Here is a 20282-nt window from a genome sequence, read left to right on the forward strand (position 1 = left end):
TAATTCACCCGCTTTTTTACATGAATTATAACATATTTTGGTAGTTTATTAGCTAGTAATGAAATAGCAAACCCTCAATAAAATTGAGATTTTATTGAAGGGATGAATGTTATTACGTTAACTTGCATCTGCACGAATTCTTCTAAGTTTTCCAAAATTATATGGAATATCATTGTGAATTGAACTTAGAATACAGCCCCTATCAATGTCAAATGTCATCCATGAGTGACCAGTAGAAAAATAATCAATGGCTAAAGTATACATTTCTTTTATTACTTCTTCACTCGGTAAATAATCACGTCTAGAAATAATTCTAATCTCTCTCCATCCCCTACGATAAAGAACGTAACTTCTCCTTTTACATTTCTCATTAAATTCTTCTACTGTAAGTCTACCAAGTTTAACTTTTAAGTCATGACCACTTCCGTCATACTCAACATAAATTTTTTCCTTTTCAAAAGCTAAATCAACTTGCAAAGTCTTAATTGGAAAGTTGATTTTACCTCCTAAAATTTCAAATAGATATAATTGTTGTTTTGAAGTAGGGGCAGTTTGGTTTTTATATACTGTTTTTAATATTTTCTCTCGAATTAGTTTGTTAGATAAAACACATTCGTGCCCGTATTTTGCTATATTAGTTTCTTTTAACTTTTGAGTCCCACACTTCGGACAATCTACGCCATTTTTAAACACGTCTGGACTAATAGAATGTGCATTACCACATTTACAAATGTAATCTACTTTATATTTAACACCTTTGTATTCTTCTTGAGACGTAATTAACTGACAACCTCTTTTAAAAAATAATTGTTTTACTTTATCATAGGGAGTTTTTTTTCTTTCACTTCTTCCTTCATCTGAACATCCCATGCATTTTAAATCCCCACAATTAAGCCAACTATCAAATGTAGTATTACGAATATGACCGTAAGGACATTTTACTTTAATAGGATTTTTCATATTAGTGTAATCAGACAATAACTCAAAGCCTTTTGATTTTAAGACTTTACTTACTTTCATGGTATCCCAACGAGTAATAATTCGCCGACAGATACTACACATTAAAACCTTTCTAAAATATGCAAAGCTAATAGTTTCTTTTTCATTACCACAGCTACATCTAAATCTATGTTGGTGATGAGCATTTACATAGTATGGGTCTAAGAATTTACATTTGTTTTTTTCAAAGTGTTTCCTCACTTCTGCTAAAGTGTACTTCATTTTGTGTGGTTTCTTGTCCATGTTAAATCTCTCCTTTTAATTTAATTGATAAATAGAATTACCAAATAAAGAAGAGAATATACATTTAACTAAAATTATTTATTATAACCAAATGCTAAATAAAGTATTCATTGTTTAATAAAATTTCACAAAAATATTCTGAGTGTAATACACTCAGAATTAATTAACTCTTTGCAAACATCGGGATACCTTAGTTCTTGCTATCGATTAATCATTCCCAATTATATGGCTAATATCATACTTGCTTTTCTGTGGTATATAAGTAGTTTCTCTGGTATCAATCATATCTCTCTGACTATCTAATAATTTCTCATTCTCTAAAATAGCTTGTCGTATTCTATTTTCCGCCTTTTCCATTTTGTTTTTTATTTTTTGCGCTCCACATTCACTTTTTTGTATTCCAGCAATTCTTTTGTCAGCATGTTCTTTTAGTACAAAACATTTACTGGTTAAGTAAATATAAAAATCGTTTTCTGTTAACCAGCTGTCATCGCCAGTTTCAAACCAATTATTAGGTCTCGTTTCAATAGACATCATTGATTTAGTTTCAGACTTAGCATTAGTATTTATTTCTTTTGCTAAGTTGAATTCTGTGGACTTTTTTTTGTTTATTTCATAGCTGTTGGTTTCTTGACGTATTTCTCCAGAAGGAGTTATAAAATAATCTCCTCTATGTTTAATAATTAAACCCTTTTTTTGACACTCAGAGATAAGTTTAACTGCAGTTTGGTGTGAAACATCTAGAACCCGCTCCCATTCATAATAAGATATTCTATAATCTATTTGAGAACGCCAAGAAACATATGATATTATCTTGAGTTGTTTTCCGTTTTTTACACTACTATACATATTTTCCGTTATCTGGGTGAATCCCATATAAGTCCATTTTCCACTTTTTACTGAGTTAGTGTAAATAGGATGTTTTAAGTCAATAATGCTTATTTTTAAACTGGAATTATTCTTTATTTCACTAGAAGTGTGGTGAATAGAAATATATTCCTTCGTTTCTAAACTTAATAATGCTTTCTTTATCTTTGATTTTCGTCTAGAAGAATTGCTATCAAAAGACACCATTATTGAGCTTAGAAATTCAATATTTGTTAAAACGAGATGTGGATTTCGAGCTTGTACGATTGTACCTAAATAATAAAAAAGCAAAAACTCCTCATCAGTTACATACAAGTCTGTATCAAAAGCAAACATACAGTTAGGCATCGCTACAAAGTAATCTTCAGTTTTTTTTGTCATAAATAATCTCCATTCAATATAAGTATCACCTTCCGATTAATGTTATGGTTTATGTTATTTTCTTTATGTTCTTTATTTGGTATCTACTGTCTAGAAGATGTATAAATTAAGACACCGAATTTATTATTAATTCATAGAATCTGTACAAATTTATACTTAATTTATAATAGATATGTATAGATTTATACAAAAAAAGCTAACACGAAAGCATAAACAAATAAGTGGGAGACAAAAACTTAGTCAAAGATAATAGAAATAAGCCAAGTTTTTGCTTTAATGTTTACGCTAATCAATGTTAGCTTTATGTTTTAGTATGTTGTTGGTTTATAATTTAATGTTTTGTAATAACTAGTTTATTATAAATGACTTAACTGATAAAGTAAATACCTGTAAGTAATAAATAGTTAATTTTGGGATTATTTCCATTCGTATCGTAAAAATATAATACGGGGTCTTTGCCTAAGTGTGATACCTAGCTATGTGACAACTCTTTCAACTTGAATACTATAAAGTACCCCCCTCCATTTTTTGAATCGAGAGCAGGGTTTTATTAACAAAACTTCACGTGACAATTTACATTCCGATATATGATATATGGATTGATATTTAGAAAGTGAGGATAAATAATTGTTAGATTTAAGTTCTGTTGATACATCCGTTTTAAACAAAATGGCATTTATATTAGGAATATCCTTTTTCGGAGTATTTATATTAGCGTTACTTCTTGAAAAACTATTAGAAGTTCTAAAAATACCAAAGGCACTATCTTTACCTTTGGTGAGAGTTGGTGCTGTATTTGGATTTCTTTATCTAGTTGTAGCTCTAGGAGAGAAATATATGTAAATTTTCTAAAAAGAGAGGCAAAATTATTATGGGAATAACTATAAAAGAATGGGGTAAACGAGTAGCTAGTAGAACTGATTTAACTGGCAGATTAACTCATTTAACAAAACCGAGCGGCGTTGATTTTTCTTGTTTGAGTTTTGAGGATATAAATCTTAGAGCAGTTGATAATCTAATAAAAATTTTAAAAGAAGGAAAAATAATAGGTAGTCAAACCAAACCAGGTTTTATAATTGGAAAACAAAAAGCAGTATGTTTCCAGGATGCTCCTTTATATGCGTTAATTCAAAATGTCGAACACGAAAGGCAGAGAAGAGAGAGAAATAATTATGAAAAACTAAGATATTGTGGAGTGGGACTTTCATTTGTTAAACCTTACATCTACCATTACTATGGGGGGAGACCAGTAATTTACGAAGAATCGAAAACTGCAAAGGCTTTTTTGCCATCTGAAGAGTGGTGGCGTATAGTAGATATTGAATATAAGATAGATAATGATTGGGACATAGTTGACTGGACTCATGAGCGGGAATGGAGAATTCCAGGTGATATGATAATTAATGAAGGTTACCCTCATATCATTGTTTATAATCCTACATGTGCACAGTATTTTTTAAATCATTGTCCAAAAGAAATATTAAATAAAACTTATGGAATTACAACTTTAACTAGTTTATTGCACTAGTATTTGGGTTTATATGAAATGATATAATCACTACTAACTTAAGAAAAATCGGTGTAATAACTAGCACCGATTTTTAATATGAAAATTTGTTGAAGTATTTAGGTCAAATCAGTATAATCAAACTAACAGAATGAATGAAAGCGTTGATAAATTACCAGCATACATTGGGGGCTTAGCTCAGCTGGGAGAGCGTTTGGCTGGCAGCCAAAAGGTCAGCGGTTCGATCCCGCTAGTCTCCACCATACATAAGCAATTAATCCCTTGAGTTAACTCAAGGGATTTTTTTGAACAAAAATCACAAAAAGTATCATGCTTTAAAACGCATGATACTTTCTTCCATTTATTCTTCTCTATTTTTATTCCTTGGATCTTGTTCTTCAGCAAATTCAGTTGCATATCTGAAACCTGGTCTGAATCTTCTTTGTTGCCTTCCAGTTCTATCTCTATTTTTTGAAGGCATGTGCTTTAATAAATATTGATGCACAAAAACTTCTGTAGCGGTGATAATACCAGCTGCGATCACACTTCCCCACGCAATCTGCATATACCCATTCAACAGGATCGATCCGAAAATCCAAACCACCATATACGCTAGAATAAACTCTGCCATCAACGTGTTGTTCTTTCCTATTCTAGGTAAGAGGATTCGATCAGCTACGATGTAAGTGATAACAGTCGTCGTAACCGCAAAAGAAACAATATCACTGATCGAAGCGTCAAAGAAGAGATCGAGTCCGATCCAAAATGCGATTAGACACACAATAAATTTCATCATAATGACTTTTACTTGTTCCATAAAAAAAACCTCCTTAATCTGTTCCTAGTTTGCAACAAATAGTGGAGGTTCATACTTCTACCTATCGTTTGATTTCGAAAACATGTACTTTATTCAGAAACTGCTTGGAGAATGCTCTCTTTTTCCTTCTCCAGCTTCATATTTGAACTTTTATCGAGCAAACTAAACATAATGAATACGACTGTTGATAAAGGTAACGCGTAGAATAGAGGATCAATATGTGTCCATGGGTAAGGAAGTATGGCCGGTTTTCTAAACCACGCTTGTGATAAGCCAATAGCAACAGATTCTTTAAGATGTAAGAATAGGAATCCGATAATACTCACAGAAAAACCAACGATCATACTTGCTATGGCTGCGGACTTCGTAGCTCTTTTCCAATAAAGAGCTCCTATCAATGCTGGCATAAATCCAGCAGCACAGATACCAAACCAAAAAGCAGTGGCTTGGGCGATAATTCCAGCTGGTAGTAAATAAGCTAATATGACAGCAGCGATTACTCCAATGAGCACGCCAATTCGTGAAGGGTTGAGCTTTGATCCAAATAAGGATTGAACACCAAGAGTTTTTAAAATATCTTGGCCAAACGCTGTGGCTTGAACATGAATGAGTGAACTTATCGTAGAGATTGTGGCGGATAATAATGTGAGTGTAAACAGATAGATAAACCACTCCGGCATGATTTGATTGATAAAGATTGGAATGATAAGATCAACATTTCCTTTGGCGGCTGTTAACGCGATCTCACCCGTTTTTTCATAAAAATAAAGATTGCTTAACGGGCCAATCACAAAAGCTGCACCTGTCATAAAAAAGATAAAAACACCGCCGACTAAGACAGAACGATAAAGTGCTCGATCATCTTTTACAGTCATGCATCTCATTGCGAGTTGAGGTTGCGCCAATACTCCTATGCCAACTCCCATGATTATGGTACTTACAATGGTCCACCAAAGCGGCGATCCAAATTCAGGCATGCTTGTCCAGCCTTGATGACCTTGATCGACAAGAGCTTGAGGTACAAGATCTTTCATTGCCGTTAATCCGTTATGCCCTTCCATAATGCCACCTACTGCTTGATAGGTAACAAATAAAAAGATAGCCATTCCTACCAACATGACAACCGCACCAAACGCATCGGTATACATAACGGCCTTAATCCCACCTGTTACTACATAGATGCCAATGATTGCAGCCAGTAAGATAAGAGCAAGATTAAAGTTCATCGAAAGTGATTCTTGAAGAAATCTTCCCCCACCGATCAAAACAATACTTGTATAAGCTGGCATCAAAATAAAAATCATTGCTCCTGAAAAAACAGTGATAAATTTTGAATCATACCTTTTTCCTAACAGAGTAGGAAACGTAGTAGCGTTAAGGTCTAGTGAAAGCTTTCTGATTTTTGTTCCAAAAATCGCAAATGCTACAAATATACCTAGTACGATATTAAGAAAGGCAAGCCATAACAAGCTGAATCCATGAGCTGCTGACACCCCACCAAAACCAACAATGGCTGACGTACTAATAAAAGTTGCACCATAAGATAGCGCCATGATAACAGGATGAATATTTCTTCCACCCACTAAATAATCTGATTCTGTTACCGTTTTTTTATATCCATAATAAGCCAACCAAGACATGATACCCATATATATTATAAGAATCGGAATGAGGACGGCAAAATTCATTTTGAGTCATCACCTCCTTTGTTCCACATGATGCCTCCAAAAACCACACACCCTAGTGCTGAAACAAGGGTAGCCACCCATACAAATGCGATAAGTCCATCTTCCATTCCTAGCATAAATTCACTCTCCTCCCAAAATTGAATGCGCTTTCAAAATGTTCAAAACTTTACTCCTTATCTTCCCTCCCCATCATTTCTATATAAAAGTCTTCTTTTCGCCCTAAAAATCCCCTTTAAAGTTTCTATTTTTTACTGAAAAAAGGCCCTTTTGTAACATTAATGAAATATTTCTGTAATATAAGTGAAACCATATTAGCACTTCCCTCGTCTAATAAATAACAAGACATTGAGGAGGATTTAACATTGAAATTCAAAAAACGTACAGTTATCTTTACTGCAACTGCATTACTTACAATCGGGGTATTAAACAATAATGATTTTGAGAGCAAGGTAAGAGCGACAGAACAAAAAGCTCCACTTAAACAGGAGGCATTTACTTCTGAACGATCAAATGAAGTTCTGATACTTAAACAAAATGATGTCAAAGATAATGAAAAACTAGTAGCAGCATCGAAAGTGAACGTTCCTGTTCAACCTAAAAATGAAGAAACCATTCAAAAACCAGTTGAAAAAGAAAGAGTAGAACAGCCACAGATTTCCAAAGAGCCTAAAGAAAATAAAACTCAAACAACCAAACCTGAACCAAAGCCTGCTGTTCAGCCACAAACAAAAAATGTGGAGGCAACACCTAAACAAGAAGAGCAAGAGCAAGTACATTTACCTGAAACTAAAATCATCGACGGTTACACATATGTTAGCTTAATGGATGACACACATGAGAACTTAAAACATCTAGTAGCCATCGCAAAGAAACATGATGCTTCCCTTTATGCGATTGAAGATAGTGATTGTTTTGTAATGTATGACAATTCTAGCGATCAAATGATTATGAGTTTTAGCACGGGTATCAATATGACTTCTATCGTAAACGTAGATGTTCTATACGATATGCATCCCACGATTAAAGATCAAATTCAAGAAGTCATCAAAACAGGCGAAGCCATTCAAGTCAAAGAGGGCGAAAATCAAGGCTACTTTATTTCAAAAGTAGATGGAAAGATCAGAGTATCGTTTTAAAGACACCAAAAAAGCCCTAGGTAGGGGGCTTTTTTATTTTTTCTTTATTTCTTTTAAGGCAACTACTTTCAGTGCCATCAACTCATCATCTGTTACTTTTTCTAGCAGTTTTTCATATACCGCTAGCTTTTCCTCTTCGTTCAAACCTTTACTGACTTTCTCTCTTATCCCTGCTAATTCTTGAACGGAGTATCTTTCAGAAATAAACTCAACAGCTTCGTTTTTAGTTGTGAACGGTAGATTCTGTTTTGGAGGTTTACCTGTTTCTATGTACTTTCTAATCTCTGGATCTTCTAGAAGTTTTGAGATCTCATCTTCATTCGACTTTAATTCTTTCGTAATTTCTGTCATCGCTTTTTCAGAAGCGTAATCCATCGTAAACACGTACAAAATGACACCAGTTGTAATAAAAAACATCAATACAACACCTAACCACCATTTGATCACTTCATCACCCGCTATACAATGAGATAATTCATTCATAACATAACTTACAAAGTTTGGAAAGTAAATGGTATGATTTTTAATATTTCACACATAGACTTTACACGCGTTAGATTTCCATATGCTATCATTTATATAAGAATGGTTAATCTTAGCAAATATTGGAGGAGTGTTATGTCACGTCTAACCAATCATTTAGTAGTCATCTCATTTGACTGTCTTTCTTCTCTTGATTTTCCTTTGTTAGAGCAACTTCCGCATTTTAATAAATTATTGGATCAAGGCTCATATTGCAAAAAGGTAGAGACGATCTATCCTTCTGTAACATATCCCTGTCATACTTCGATCGTTACAGGACGTTATCCCAAAAATCACGGCATCGTAAACAACACGTTAACACAGCCAGGTAAAGCTTCTCCAGATTGGTATTGGCACAGAAAACATATTAAAGGGACTACATTATATGATGAAGCAAAAAAAGCCGGTATGACTACCGGTGCTCTTCTTTGGCCAGTGACTGCAAGAGCGAACATCGATTACAACATGCCCGAAATTTTTGCGAACCGAAAGTGGCACCACCAGATTCCTGTTTCTCTCTTAAACGGAAGTAAAAGATATCAACTTGACTTGAACCGTCGATTCGGACATGTGCGCAATGGTTTGAACCAACCAGAGCTTGATGATTTTGTTTTAGAATCCACGATACATACGATTAAAACTAAAAAACCACAATTATTACTTGTTCATTTTGTAGATCTTGATTCACAGAGGCACTATCATGGCTTTTCTTCTGATGAAGCAATGGATGCGATAAAAAGACATGATAATAGACTCGGAAGAATTGTCGAATCCTTACAGGAAGCTGGTATATATGAAGAAACGACGATCGCCGTATTAGGAGATCATAGCGCACTAGATGAGAGCAAAGCTATTAAACTGAATGTACTATTAAAAGAACATGGATTAATAGACACTGATTCAAAAGGGGCTATACAAAATTGGATAGCCTATTGCAAAAGTTGTGATGGATCAGCATATATTTACTTGAAGGATTCATCTGATCTACAAACAAAGGAGGTAGTGAAAAAACTGCTGGACCACTTATTGATTGATGAAAGAAATGGTATTGAAAAGATCTACAGTCAAGAACAAGCGGCTGCAACCGGTGCTGATGATCAATGTGCGTTTATGGTAGAAGCTAGACGAGGTTTTTATTTTAACGAAGAACATCAAGGCTCTTTTCTAAACAACATTACAGATCAAGATGTAAGGGAAAAACGGTTCACACATGCTTGCCATGGTTATTCTCCTAAAAAAGAAGACTACACTACTATCTTGTTATTAGCAGGTAAAGGGATACAAAGAAATGTTGTTGTTCCTTCCATGCATTTAATCGATGAAGGGCCGACGTTTGCTAAACTATTAGGTCTAGATTTAGGAGAAACAGATGGTAAAGTCGTGCAAGATTTTTTAACCAGCTAGATTTTAAATTCTAGTAGAGAGAGGACAAAACCTATGAAACGGTTTACAAAAGAAGAGAATAGCTGGATGTACTATGATTGGGCAAACTCAGCGTATTCGATTATTATCTCAACAGCTGTATTTCCTTTGTTCTTTAAAGCAGCCGCAACAAACGCAGGAATCAGTCCATCAGATTCAACGGCTTATTTGGGGTATACAATCGCGATTGCCACGTTTATTTTAGCGATGCTTAGCCCTATACTCGGAACAATTGCTGATTACAAAGGATTAAAGAAGCGATTCTTCACATTCTTTTTTGCACTCGGTCTTATTTCTACCGCATCATTAGCTTTTATTCCAAGTGATCAATGGCTCTTATTATTAATTTTTTATACGCTAACTGCGATCGGTTCAAGCGGATCCAATGTTTTTTATGATGCTTTTATTACTGATGTAACGACAGAAGATAGAATGAACAGAGTATCTTCAAGAGGCTTCGGCTTAGGTTATATCGGGAGTACGATTCCTTTTTTAATCAGTATCGCGATTATCGTATTGGCACAAAATGAAGTTCTGCCGATCTCAACCACGATTGCAAGTAAAATCGCCTTTTTAATTACTGCGATTTGGTGGGGGATTTTTACAATTCCTATGTTAAAGAACGTTTATCAGAAGTACGGCATCGAACGAGAACAAAAGCCTTTAATCAACAGCTTTAAACGTTTAGGAAAAACCATGAAAGAAATACGAAAGTACCGAGCTCTGTTCTTATTTCTGCTCGCTTATTTCTTTTATATTGATGGAGTAGGAACGATCATTACGATGTCCACTGCTTACGGTTCAGATCTTGGCATTAGTTCTACTAACCTTTTAATCATCCTTTTTGTAACACAGGTGGTCGCTGCCCCTTTTGCCATTCTATACGGAAGGTTAGCAGAGAGATTTACTGGGAAGAAGATGCTATATGTTGGAATTGGGGTCTACATTATCGTTTGTATTTATGCATATTTCTTAGAAACAACAATGGATTTCTGGATTTTAGCCATGCTTGTTGCTACGTCTCAAGGTGGCATTCAAGCGTTAAGCCGTGCCTATTTTGCTAAACTTGTTCCGAAAGAAAACTCGAATGAATTTTTTGGCTTTTACAATATTTTCGGTAAGTTCGCTTCCATTATGGGGCCGTTGTTAATCGCTGTAACCGCTCAAGTGACTGGAAATTCTGCTAGTGCTGTGTTCAGCCTTGTGGTTCTGTTCATTATTGGTATTACGATTCTTATGTTTGTTCCAGAACCAAAAGTGGATTCGTCTCATACGATTAGTGCATAGAAAAAAACTGCTCTCTAGGATTCAGAGAGCAGTTTTTTTGTGCTTTATTTTACAATCCACTTTGGTCCAAGTATGGTTTGAATGCGATAAAAGTCTCCATACGCTGCATTCGCTTTATAAGTCCCTGGATACAGGCTCGCTGCTGCCATCTTATGATTGACATTAGGGCGATCGTAAAGCGGTACTTTTTGAGTAAGCGTAATGGTTTTTGTAATTGGTGTTATACGTTTCTCCCAACGCTTATCCCCTTCTACTGCCATATAAAGTCCTGCTTTTTTGTTCCTTGTCCATTCTTCATTAATAATCGTGATTGGCGGATTCGTCTCTCCTGCATATGGAGCAAGTTCAAACGTGAAGCCAGGACGTTTGAAGGTTTGGATGAACCAGTCTTTGTATCCACCACCACTTGATAGCTGAGTATCAGGAGGAATGAGTCGATAGCCTGTCATATTAGCCAGGGTCGAACCAAGCGTTTTGTCCCCCTCAAAGGTATTTGTTCCATAATTAAAATGGTAATATAGTATTCTCCCAGCTGTGTGATAAGAATTTGTAATCTCAGGATCTACGAGATTCGTCAGAACAGTCATAGCTTTTGCTTCTATCGTCACAAGTGGAGCACTACCTTTGTAGTCTTTATAAGAAGGAGCTTTTGCATTATTTGCAATCTGTTCCCACCGTGCAGGATATTGTCTGTTCAGATCAATCCCTTGTGCGTTTGACTTCCATCTTTTAAAATCCTTGCTTCCCCCATTCATCTTGATGAGGTTAGCATGAGCTGCTGCAGGAAAAGCAGATAGGCCTTTTTGTTGAAGTGTGACACCGTCGGGGTTAGTCATCGGTACAAACCAGATCGATGTGTTATTCAATACGTTTGCCACATTATAACCATCCATTGTACTGTTCGTTACATAGCGTTCACTATACTGATCGATCATCTCCATCACAATATTTGTCGTCATCCACTCCCGGGCATGATGAGATGCATTGTATAGTACTGTCGCATCACCTCTACCAAGCTTCACTGCCCAAATATCTCTGCCATAAGGCGTTTTCCCAAGTGAACGATATTGGACTAATCCAGGATATTTTTGAGCAAGTGTTTTGATATTACTCGTCATCGTTTCATATGTATACGTTTGATTTGGATTTACATAGCTTGCTGCTTCTCCCTTATAATTCCAAAATGATAAGCTCCCAAGCAATATCCCCATAAACAACACTAAACCTTTTTTCAAAGTCTTCTCTCCTTTCAACGGAAACTATTATTATTTGAGTATATTAATAGTATAGATAAGGAAATGTATCGCTTCGCATGAGGATAGTCGCCTTTAATGTTTCAATTTGATTACTGGAATTAAGTCAAACCTCACATAAATTTGGTATATAAAAGTAAATAATGATTTTTATTGTATAAAATTATTCATATTTGGTTTTGCATCCTTTAAATTATGGGAAGAGTAGTAGAACGAGGATGACATAATAAGAGGGAATGCAGAACATGAAAGAGAATCAAGACAATAACAATAGCAAAAAAGCAGCTGTTCCTGATCGGCAATACTTTTTTCCAGTTCAAATTATTGAATATTTTATTGAAGAAGGAAAGGCATCTTTACAAGTTTCAAACTTAGCACAATTCATTTTATCTTTTATGGCAGGTGCTTTTATTGCATTTGGCGCATTAGGTTCCGTTTTATTATCCATGGGGGTCGAAACGTCTGGTCCTTTTAACCTTTTATCAGGGGTTGGATTTGCTATCGGATATACGATGATTTTTCTATCAGGATCGATTCTATTTACAGAGATTAATGTCTTACTGCCCAGCTATATTTTACAAACCAAGTATTGGATCAGTAAAAGGGTACTTCGATTTTGGGGCATCTGTTATATCGGAAATTTCTTAGGAGCTCTATTTGTTGGGTTTCTTCTTAATATGTCCGGTTCCTTAGACAAAGAATTCTATGAGATCCTACTAAAGTTCATGGAAAAAAAGATGGAATTTACTGAACGTGGGACATGGGGTTGGTTTCAAGTATTATTCTCTGGTATTCTTGCAAACTGGCTTATCGGAATTGCAGCTGTTCTTGCTACGGCAGCAAGAGATGTAATGGGTAAAATTTTTGGAATTCTTTTACCTGTTATCATATTTGAGGCAGGTAATTTCCAACACGCCGTGGCGAACATGGGGTATTTTAGCATTACTGTTTTGGAAGGCTTTGAATATAGTTGGTATGAATTTATTCTTCTTAATTTAATTCCTGCAACGATTGGCAACTTGATTGGTGGAGGTATATTAGTCTCCTTATTGCTCTCCTTTGCATTTAAAGAAGACATTGATGATGATATAGTAAAAGAGGAAGAAGAGGAAGTAGAAAAGATAAAACATAAGATAGAATAAACCTTCATATGTAAAACACCTTTATTGTCATATACAGTAAAGGTGTTTTTTGTTAGAGTTTCAGTAGGGTTTTGAATATTTTTTAGGGGATGAACCAATTTGCCTTATCAAACTAAACTTGCCTTTTTATACGTTGCGATCGGTGCATCTCTATGGGGAATCATCGGTTTATTTGTTAAAGAGCTAACACTGACCGGTTTTACATCGTTACAGATTGTCTTTTTAAGAGCTGCCAGTGCATTTCTATTATTCCTTACATGGATTGTTGTGAAGGATCCTAGTCTTTTAAGGATTCATTTTAAAGATATTTGGTATTTTTTAGGTACAGGGATTTTAAGTGTTTCCTTTTTTAATTGGTGTTATTTTACGACGATACAAACGTCCTCTCTTGCTATTGCTGCTATTCTTTTGTACACCGCTCCAGCTTTTGTACTTGTGATATCAGCACTTGTCTTTAAAGAGCCGTTGACCCGACAGAAGCTGGTTGCTCTCGCTTCTACTTTCTTTGGCTGTATACTCGTCTCAGGTCTGTTCTCGGCTCAATTAGAACTCTCCATATTGAGTGTTTTGATCGGTTTAGGGGCAGGTTTTGGCTATTCTCTGTACAGTATTTTTGGTAAATTAGCTAGTCGAAAATATGAAACATTAACCATCAGCATCTACACTTTTTTCTTTGCCATGCTGGCTCTATTTCCGATCAGTGGTATCACTTCTACTGATATCCAAGTCTTCCGTCCATCCGTTGTTATGAATGTAATCGGTCTTGGTCTTTTTCCAACCGTATTCGCCTATTGGTTCTATACACAAGGTTTACAACAGATCGACGCAAGCAAAGCCTCCATTGTGTCTACGATCGAACCGGTTGTAGCTACCTTGATGGGAGTGATTCTATTCAAAGAATCCATCTCTTTTGTTCAAGGTATCGGTATTCTATTTGTTTTAGGTGCCGTTCTTCTTATACAAGAACGAGCAGGAATCTCCGTTCAAACTTCTGCCGCTCAAAAATAACCACTAGAAAAGGTGCAGCATAATCGCTGCACCTTTTTGCATCTTTATAGGATAGAACTTAAGAAATCTTTTGTACGCTCTTCTTTTGGGGCATCGAAAAGCTCTTCTGGCTTCCCTCTTTCCCAGATCTGTCCATCATGCATGTAAACGACCTCATCTGCTACTTCTTTTGCAAAGCCCATCTCATGGGTTACGACGACCATCGTCATGCCTTCTTGCGCAAGTTCTTTCATCGTGGCTAACACTTCTCCTACAAGCTCTGGATCAAGAGCTGATGTGGGTTCATCGAACAACATAATATCCGGTTTCATCGCTAGGGCTCTTGCAATCGCAACACGCTGCTTCTGACCACCAGATAATTTGGCCGGATAAACATCTGACTTATCCGAAAGCCCCACTTTTCCAAGTAAAGCTTTTGCTTCTTGTTCAGCTTCTGATTTATTTTGGTTCCTCACATGAAGAGGGGCTTCCATCACATTTTCGAGTACCGTTTTATGAGGGAATAAATTAAAATGCTGAAAGACCATCCCTACTCTTTGACGTACTTCGTTCAAGTTATGTGTTTGAGGATCGATTTCCTCCCCTTCAATGACAATTCTTCCACCATTTTTTATCTCCAGAAAATTGATACATCGGAGAAGAGTGCTTTTTCCAGAACCACTGGCTCCAATTAAGACCACCACTTCGCTCTCTTGTACGTTTAAATTCACTTCTTTTAATACTTCCAGATCTCCAAAACTCTTTTTTAAGTTTTCAATACGTATCATCTCTTTTTTCATATCAAAGCACCTCCTATTCTCCAGCAGATAGTTTCTTTTCTAAAAGATTAACGAGTAAAGTGAAAAGAAGAACGAGGATTAGATAGTATAGACCAACAATAATCAAGTACGTCATCTCATCAAATGTTCTAGAACCTTGTGTTGTCGCAATACTAAACAACTCATTAAGGGCAATGAAAGATGCTAGTGATGAATCCTTCAGACCAATAATAAATTGGTTACCTAGCGGCGGTAGTGCTCGTTTAAAGGCTTGTGGCAAGATAATTCTTCTCATCGCCAAACCATACGTCATACCTAAAGAGCGTCCTGCTTCCATCTGTCCTTTATCTACTGACTGAATAGAGCCTCTGAAGATCTCGGCAATATAAGCACCATTATGCATAGCAAGACCAAATGCAGCCGACCAGAAGGCGGAAATCCCTAACTCCGCTAGACCAAAATAAAAGATAAATATCTGTACGATTAACGGTGTACCGCGTATAAGTGCAATATAGATATTGGCAATCCAATTCAGTACTTTAATTCCTGAGATTTTAAATAATGCAAAAATGAGTCCGATTCCCGTACCGATTAAAACCGATACAAAGGTAAGTTGAAGGGTGACCCAAAGTCCCTTCATGAAGAGTGGATAACTTTCTACTAATACGTCTAAAATGTGTGCGAGATCAAACATGCCATTGTCCTCCCCTTTTCATTCTCTTTTTTAATGGTGTATTAACATTCTGTATAAAAGAAAGCCACCCTACACGTAACCTCATGAGGGCGGCTCCACCATTATTCAGGCTTCTTCGTGATATCAGCACCGACGTATTCTTCACTAAGCTTCGCGAGCTCACCGTTATCCTTCATTTTCTTTAATGCCTTATTTACCGCTTTCAGTAATTCTTTATCTTCTTTTTTAATAGCAATCGCTTGTTCACTCGTCCCAAGCTGCTCTTGTTCAACAATCTTAAATCCTTTTTCAATCGCTTGCTTACCAGTAATAGCATCAGTAATAACGGCATCGTGTTTTCCTTCACTCAACGCACGCAATGCTGTTGCATCACTGTCATAGTTTTTTATCTGATCTGTGAAATCTTGTGCAGATTTTTCATAGGTAGAACCTTTTGAAACAGCAACTTCTTTTCCTTTTAAATCTTCTTTTGTTTTGATATCACTATCTGGTCTTGTGAAGATTACCGGACCTGAGTAGTAATAGGGCTCGCTGAAATTCACTGCTTTCTTTCGGTCTTCAGTGATTGTATGGCTTGCCACTGCTGCGTCAAAACGATCTGCCTTAATAGCGGATACAGCACCGTGGAATTTAAACTTTTCTGGAACAGGCTTTAGACCAAGTTCTTTTGCAATTGCCTTACCAACTGCAACATCAAATCCTGTTAGTTCCCCACCTTTATCAACTGAACTGAATGGTGGAAACTCTCCTGATACGATGAAGTTAAATTCTCCTTCGTTCTTTAATTCTGGACCCCCGTCACTTGACTCACTGCTGCCACATGCAGCTAGTACAAACATTGAAAAAACGACAACTAAAATACCAATCTTCTTTTTGAAATCTTTCATTCTTATCCTCCTTGAATATCCCTTTTTGTAGATCCCCCTACTAGACAAGGGTAGCATGAATTAGAAATGTTCTCAATTTTACGTCAATTCTCATCTGTCAAAAAGATCAGACTTTTCATGTATCTTGTATATGGTTACCCTTTACAAAAAACTCGTAAACACTTATTTAGCAAGCAAAAAAAGCGCATTTCAGATATACTGAAATGCGCTTTTATAATTTCTTTTATGGTAATAGCTTTGTAGGCAACAATATCGTGACCGTGGTCCCGATATCTAACATACTTTCAAAAGTAATATTTCCATGATGATTTTCAATGATCTTCAATGATACCATCAGTCCTAAGCCAATGCCTTTTTCTTTATTGGAATAGAAGGGTTCTCCAAGTCTTGCAAGCCGCTCCTCACCGATCCCCACTCCTTGGTCGGTCACTTTTATAAAGACATAGCCTTCATCATGTGCTCCTGTTTCTACAAAAATAGTACCTCCATTGTTCATGGATTCAATCGCATTCTTGATCACGTTAATAATCACTTGTTTAATTTGATTTCCTTCACAAAGAATCTGAGGGACATCCATTAAATGCGTTTCAAATTGAACATTTTTAAGGTTTGCTTCTGAATCTAAAAGCGTGATCGTCTGTTTAATAAAATCGTTTACATTTCTTTGCTGAAAAAAAGTTTCCTGATGCGGTTTAGCCAGTACTAAAAATTCAGTAATGATGGATTCGATCCGATCCATCTCTGATAAGATGATTTCACTATGAAGATCTTCCATGTCTGCTTTCATAAGTTGGACGAAACCTTTAATACTCGTGAGCGGATTACGAATTTCGTGAGCAATTCCTGCCGCAAGCTCACCGACGACTGTGAGTTTATCAGACTTTCTAAGCAACTCTTCTTTTTCTTTTAAATCTGTAATATCTTCTGAAATTCCTGCGATTCTATAGATTTCTTCCTCGCCATTGGTGATTGGAAATGCTCTCGTTCGAATCCAGCGGACTCTGTTATTTTTCCCATGTATGCGGTACTCAATCTGTGATTCACCTTGTGCGATCATTTTGATAAAAGCTAAGACTGCTTCTTGATCTTCAGAGTGAACATTAGTAAAAACAGATTCAATGAGATCTGTCTCTTCTGCATCCCAAATTTGTTTATAGGCTTTTGATATGTATAGAAGCTGATGTGTATTATAATCTTGCATCCAAAAGATATCTTTTGCGTTCTCTGCAAACTGGCGGAACCTTTCCTCACTCTCTCGAAGTCCTAGTTCCATTCGCTTACTCTGGGTAATATCCCTTGAAACTCCTACTATTCCTTCTACTTGACCTTGATCATTTGTGATAGGAGACAGTATAGCCTGATAATAGAGTCTTTCACCATCACGGACATTACTCCATTCATAAAACTGAGATTTACCTTGCAAAACAAGATGACATGCCTTTTCTTGTCCTTCTGCAATCTCCGCTCCAAACACTTCTCTTACGGTCTTACCCAAGAAATAAGAAGGTTTCACAGAATGTTTTTCCATCCATCGTCCATATATCCCTGTATGTACAAAATTAGTGTCTAGAGTAAAAACCGTGTCTTCCATTGAATTTACTAATGAGTAAAAGCGTTGCTGACTGCGATTCAACTTTTTCTCCGTACGTTTTAATTGTTGATTGTCGGTTAGAGTGATTACAGATAAATCGCTCCATTCTCTGTTAAAAGGAATGATAGAAACAGACAATGCAGACGAAAAGCCTGTATGTTTACAGATTAAATCTATTTCGATCTGAAATTCTCGTGTTTTATTTTTTATCAGATGAAGGTAAGCTTCTTTCAGTGACCATTTTTCTTTATTGAGATCTGTTATAAAGAATGGGAGTTCGTATAGAAATGCGCCTTCTACATCAGAATCTGACAACCTTAACATGCCACACGCTTTTGTGTTGGCATAAAGAATCGTGCCACATGGTTCTAAAACGATAATTCCGTTATTTACCGCTTCATAGAACGTGTGCATCATTTGTTTTGTGTTTTGTAATTCAAACGAAGTCTCTCGCATGTTCTACATCCTTGTTGAATTATTTTTAAAGTATTTACAAGAAATGCCTTTTCTCTATTTTTCTATTAAATACAAAAAAACACAAGTGTTATTTTCCTCTTTTTGGATTCGCTTCAATGTTAACCCATAAAGATCTAGGATAGAACACCACGTTAACTCTTCTATGAATACTCTACTGAGATTTTTTTCGCTCGTTTCAAATCGTCCTATAAAAAAGCACACTGATTTATTTTTCAGTGTGCTTCAATAAAGCTTTATTAAACGTCAGAGCATTTTCTAAGCTCAAAGCGTCGGAGAATATCTCCGTTGGTGCGTTTGCTTCTCCTATTAAATAGCCAGCAAATTCAGTACCCAAAAAGTCAAATATATATTGAAATTGCTGGATTAGGGGAAGTGCTTTTATTCGTGGATGATCTCCGCCCACTGTAATAACATAAGCTTTTTTATCGCTCATGCTTTTCTTAAAATTCAATGCTTCATCTCTTAAACTCTGTGAGAACCGATCTACAAAGTTCTTCATTACACCGCTCATTCCATACCAATAAACAGGTGTCGCAAAGATAAGAACGTCATGCTGTAAGACCTGACTGATTAATTCATCATAATCGTCTTCAACTTTATCAAAACCTCCTGCAACATGGCGTTGATCATCTATAGGATTTATTTTGTAGTTTTTGAGGTAAAAAGAAGTATATCGAATCCCATCTAAAGCCTTTTGTGTCAAAGCGTCTGTATTTCCGTTTTCTCTAGAGCTGCCGTTAATCACTGCGATTTTCATTCGTATCACCTTCCGAGTATGCATCATATTAATGCTAGCATTCATTTGATCTCATAGTAGATCTCATAAAAAATAATAACAAAGAATAGAGTTAAAGATAACAGGTTAGGAGGTCTACAATGATCGTATACACCATCATCTGCATGATTGCTTTCTATCTTTTTACGATACATGATTCTAAGAAGGTGAAACAAGTAATTTGGCCGTTATATGGCTTAGTAGGTATCGTGTGCCTCATCTCTTTGGTCTCTTTAACACCTGATACCGTGACTTATGTATATTGGGTAAGATTATTCTTTCTAGTCTTGACTATACCTGTGCTTATCCTTGTTGTTCGAAAGGTTTGGCAGCTCAGTTCAGATACGACAAGGTGGATACAGTATACCGTCTCTATTCCTATCTCCATTCTATTTATCTTCACGCTATGGTTATGTTGGAACATGCTCCCGATCTTCATGTATGTTTTATAAGAAGCATCCTATTATACAACCAAACACCCGCCTTCAGGATACAACTGAAGGCGGGTATTTCATGTTGGAAGTCAAGAATGTCCTCTTTAGATGAACAAAGAAGCGCTATTTGTCTTTGTCGGGGGTCTGACCCCCTTGCATTAGCGAAAGCACTTCTTTAACGATCGTGTTTATCTTTTGGTTGATAAAATCATCTCCAAAGCTTTCTTTAGCTTGCCTGATTGCCGCTATGACCTCTTCATCATATTGAATCAACTCTTCATCATCTTCAGCTTCGTTGTACAGATCGATCATGCTGTCTAAACCCTCTTGCATACGATCTATCGCTTCACTATATTTTTCTCGATCTTCCTTATTATATTTCAACTTCATCACC

At 36.2% G+C, this 20282-nt stretch carries 21 protein-coding genes and 1 tRNA gene; 9 read left to right on the top strand and 13 right to left on the bottom strand.

Annotated features, from left to right (window positions below; all coding sequences use genetic code 11):
- Positions 1-117: 117 nt before the first annotated feature.
- The gene (locus tag ABE65_RS16250) at positions 118-1242 is read right to left on the bottom strand and encodes a hypothetical protein (RefSeq protein WP_066397122.1); all 1125 of its coding nucleotides are present in this window, start codon (positions 1240-1242) and stop codon (positions 118-120) included.
- Positions 1243-1449: 207 nt separating this feature from the next.
- A complete protein-coding gene (locus tag ABE65_RS16255) occupies positions 1450-2490 on the bottom strand; it encodes a hypothetical protein (protein WP_066397125.1) in 1041 nt (346 codons plus the stop codon).
- Positions 2491-3117: 627 nt separating this feature from the next.
- On the opposite strand from ABE65_RS16255, the gene ABE65_RS16260 reads away from it, so the two are divergent.
- The 3 genes from ABE65_RS16260 to ABE65_RS16270 all read left to right on the top strand — a co-directional run bounded on the left by ABE65_RS16260 (position 3118) and on the right by ABE65_RS16270 (position 4260).
- Positions 3118-3333 (top strand): hypothetical protein, encoded by a 216-nt coding sequence (locus ABE65_RS16260; protein ID WP_066397127.1) that lies wholly within the window; start codon positions 3118-3120, stop codon positions 3331-3333.
- Between the two features lie 28 nt (positions 3334-3361).
- On the top strand, positions 3362-4018 hold the full coding sequence (locus tag ABE65_RS16265) for a hypothetical protein (protein ID WP_066397129.1): 657 nt from the start codon (positions 3362-3364) through the stop codon (positions 4016-4018).
- 166 nt (positions 4019-4184) lie between these two features.
- Positions 4185-4260: transfer RNA gene (locus ABE65_RS16270), tRNA-Ala, on the top strand.
- A gap of 98 nt (positions 4261-4358) precedes the next feature.
- On the opposite strand, the gene ABE65_RS16275 is transcribed toward ABE65_RS16270, so the two are convergent.
- The 3 genes from ABE65_RS16275 to ABE65_RS22370 all read right to left on the bottom strand — a co-directional run bounded on the left by ABE65_RS16275 (position 4359) and on the right by ABE65_RS22370 (position 6618).
- Positions 4359-4814: a YndM family protein gene (locus ABE65_RS16275; RefSeq protein WP_066397131.1), complete on the bottom strand. Its 456-nt coding sequence runs from the start codon at positions 4812-4814 to the stop codon at positions 4359-4361.
- 89 nt (positions 4815-4903) lie between these two features.
- A complete protein-coding gene (locus tag ABE65_RS16280; RefSeq protein ID WP_066397133.1) occupies positions 4904-6502 on the bottom strand; it encodes a sodium:solute symporter family protein in 1599 nt (532 codons plus the stop codon).
- The gene (locus ABE65_RS22370) at positions 6499-6618 is read right to left on the bottom strand and encodes a symporter small accessory protein (protein ID WP_330998109.1); all 120 of its coding nucleotides are present in this window, start codon (positions 6616-6618) and stop codon (positions 6499-6501) included. The genes ABE65_RS16280 and ABE65_RS22370 overlap by 4 nt, the downstream gene beginning before the upstream one ends.
- A 246-nt stretch (positions 6619-6864) precedes the next feature.
- Between ABE65_RS22370 and ABE65_RS16285 the strand changes: the two genes are divergently transcribed.
- Positions 6865-7638: a hypothetical protein gene (locus ABE65_RS16285; RefSeq protein WP_066397138.1), complete on the top strand. Its 774-nt coding sequence runs from the start codon at positions 6865-6867 to the stop codon at positions 7636-7638.
- 33 nt (positions 7639-7671) lie between these two features.
- Here the strand turns inward: ABE65_RS16285 and ABE65_RS16290 are convergent, their stop codons facing one another.
- On the bottom strand, positions 7672-8121 hold the full coding sequence (locus ABE65_RS16290) for a hypothetical protein (protein WP_156499192.1): 450 nt from the start codon (positions 8119-8121) through the stop codon (positions 7672-7674).
- Between the two features lie 135 nt (positions 8122-8256).
- Between ABE65_RS16290 and ABE65_RS16295 the strand changes: the two genes are divergently transcribed.
- A complete protein-coding gene (locus tag ABE65_RS16295) occupies positions 8257-9564 on the top strand; it encodes an alkaline phosphatase family protein (protein ID WP_066397141.1) in 1308 nt (435 codons plus the stop codon).
- A 33-nt stretch (positions 9565-9597) separates the two neighbouring features.
- Positions 9598-10869: an MFS transporter gene (locus ABE65_RS16300; protein ID WP_066397144.1), complete on the top strand. Its 1272-nt coding sequence runs from the start codon at positions 9598-9600 to the stop codon at positions 10867-10869.
- Positions 10870-10913: 44 nt separating this feature from the next.
- On the opposite strand, the gene ABE65_RS16305 is transcribed toward ABE65_RS16300, so the two are convergent.
- A complete protein-coding gene (locus tag ABE65_RS16305) occupies positions 10914-12104 on the bottom strand; it encodes a M14 family zinc carboxypeptidase (RefSeq protein ID WP_066397146.1) in 1191 nt (396 codons plus the stop codon).
- Positions 12105-12367: 263 nt separating this feature from the next.
- Here ABE65_RS16305 and ABE65_RS16310 point away from each other — a divergent pair, with 263 nt between their 5' ends.
- Both ABE65_RS16310 and ABE65_RS16315 read left to right on the top strand, forming a co-directional pair.
- Positions 12368-13264: a formate/nitrite transporter family protein gene (locus ABE65_RS16310; RefSeq protein ID WP_066397150.1), complete on the top strand. Its 897-nt coding sequence runs from the start codon at positions 12368-12370 to the stop codon at positions 13262-13264.
- 99 nt (positions 13265-13363) lie between these two features.
- Complete coding sequence (locus ABE65_RS16315; protein ID WP_066397151.1) at positions 13364-14272, top strand: DMT family transporter; 909 nt, start codon at positions 13364-13366, stop codon at positions 14270-14272.
- A 44-nt stretch (positions 14273-14316) separates the two neighbouring features.
- Here the strand turns inward: ABE65_RS16315 and ABE65_RS16320 are convergent, their stop codons facing one another.
- From ABE65_RS16320 to ABE65_RS16340, 5 genes are all read right to left on the bottom strand, one after another.
- A complete protein-coding gene (locus ABE65_RS16320; protein WP_066397153.1) occupies positions 14317-15051 on the bottom strand; it encodes an amino acid ABC transporter ATP-binding protein in 735 nt (244 codons plus the stop codon).
- Between the two features lie 13 nt (positions 15052-15064).
- Positions 15065-15724, bottom strand: coding sequence for an amino acid ABC transporter permease (locus tag ABE65_RS16325; protein WP_066397155.1), 660 nt, complete (start codon positions 15722-15724; stop codon positions 15065-15067).
- Positions 15725-15825: 101 nt separating this feature from the next.
- A complete protein-coding gene (locus tag ABE65_RS16330) occupies positions 15826-16611 on the bottom strand; it encodes a transporter substrate-binding domain-containing protein (RefSeq protein ID WP_066397157.1) in 786 nt (261 codons plus the stop codon).
- 223 nt (positions 16612-16834) lie between these two features.
- Complete coding sequence (locus ABE65_RS16335) at positions 16835-18658, bottom strand: PAS domain S-box protein (RefSeq protein ID WP_066397163.1); 1824 nt, start codon at positions 18656-18658, stop codon at positions 16835-16837.
- 226 nt (positions 18659-18884) lie between these two features.
- Positions 18885-19430 (bottom strand): flavodoxin family protein, encoded by a 546-nt coding sequence (locus tag ABE65_RS16340; protein ID WP_066400273.1) that lies wholly within the window; start codon positions 19428-19430, stop codon positions 18885-18887.
- Positions 19431-19555: 125 nt separating this feature from the next.
- Between ABE65_RS16340 and ABE65_RS16345 the strand changes: the two genes are divergently transcribed.
- Positions 19556-19906 carry a hypothetical protein gene (locus tag ABE65_RS16345; protein ID WP_066397164.1) on the top strand — a complete coding sequence of 117 codons (351 nt, stop codon included), beginning with the start codon at positions 19556-19558 and terminating at the stop codon, positions 19904-19906.
- Between the two features lie 105 nt (positions 19907-20011).
- On the opposite strand, the gene ABE65_RS16350 is transcribed toward ABE65_RS16345, so the two are convergent.
- Positions 20012-20272 (bottom strand): hypothetical protein, encoded by a 261-nt coding sequence (locus tag ABE65_RS16350; RefSeq protein ID WP_228116162.1) that lies wholly within the window; start codon positions 20270-20272, stop codon positions 20012-20014.
- Positions 20273-20282 lie beyond the last annotated feature (10 nt).

Source organism: Fictibacillus phosphorivorans, assembly GCF_001629705.1.
GTDB lineage: Bacteria > Bacillota > Bacilli > Bacillales > Fictibacillaceae > Fictibacillus > Fictibacillus phosphorivorans_A.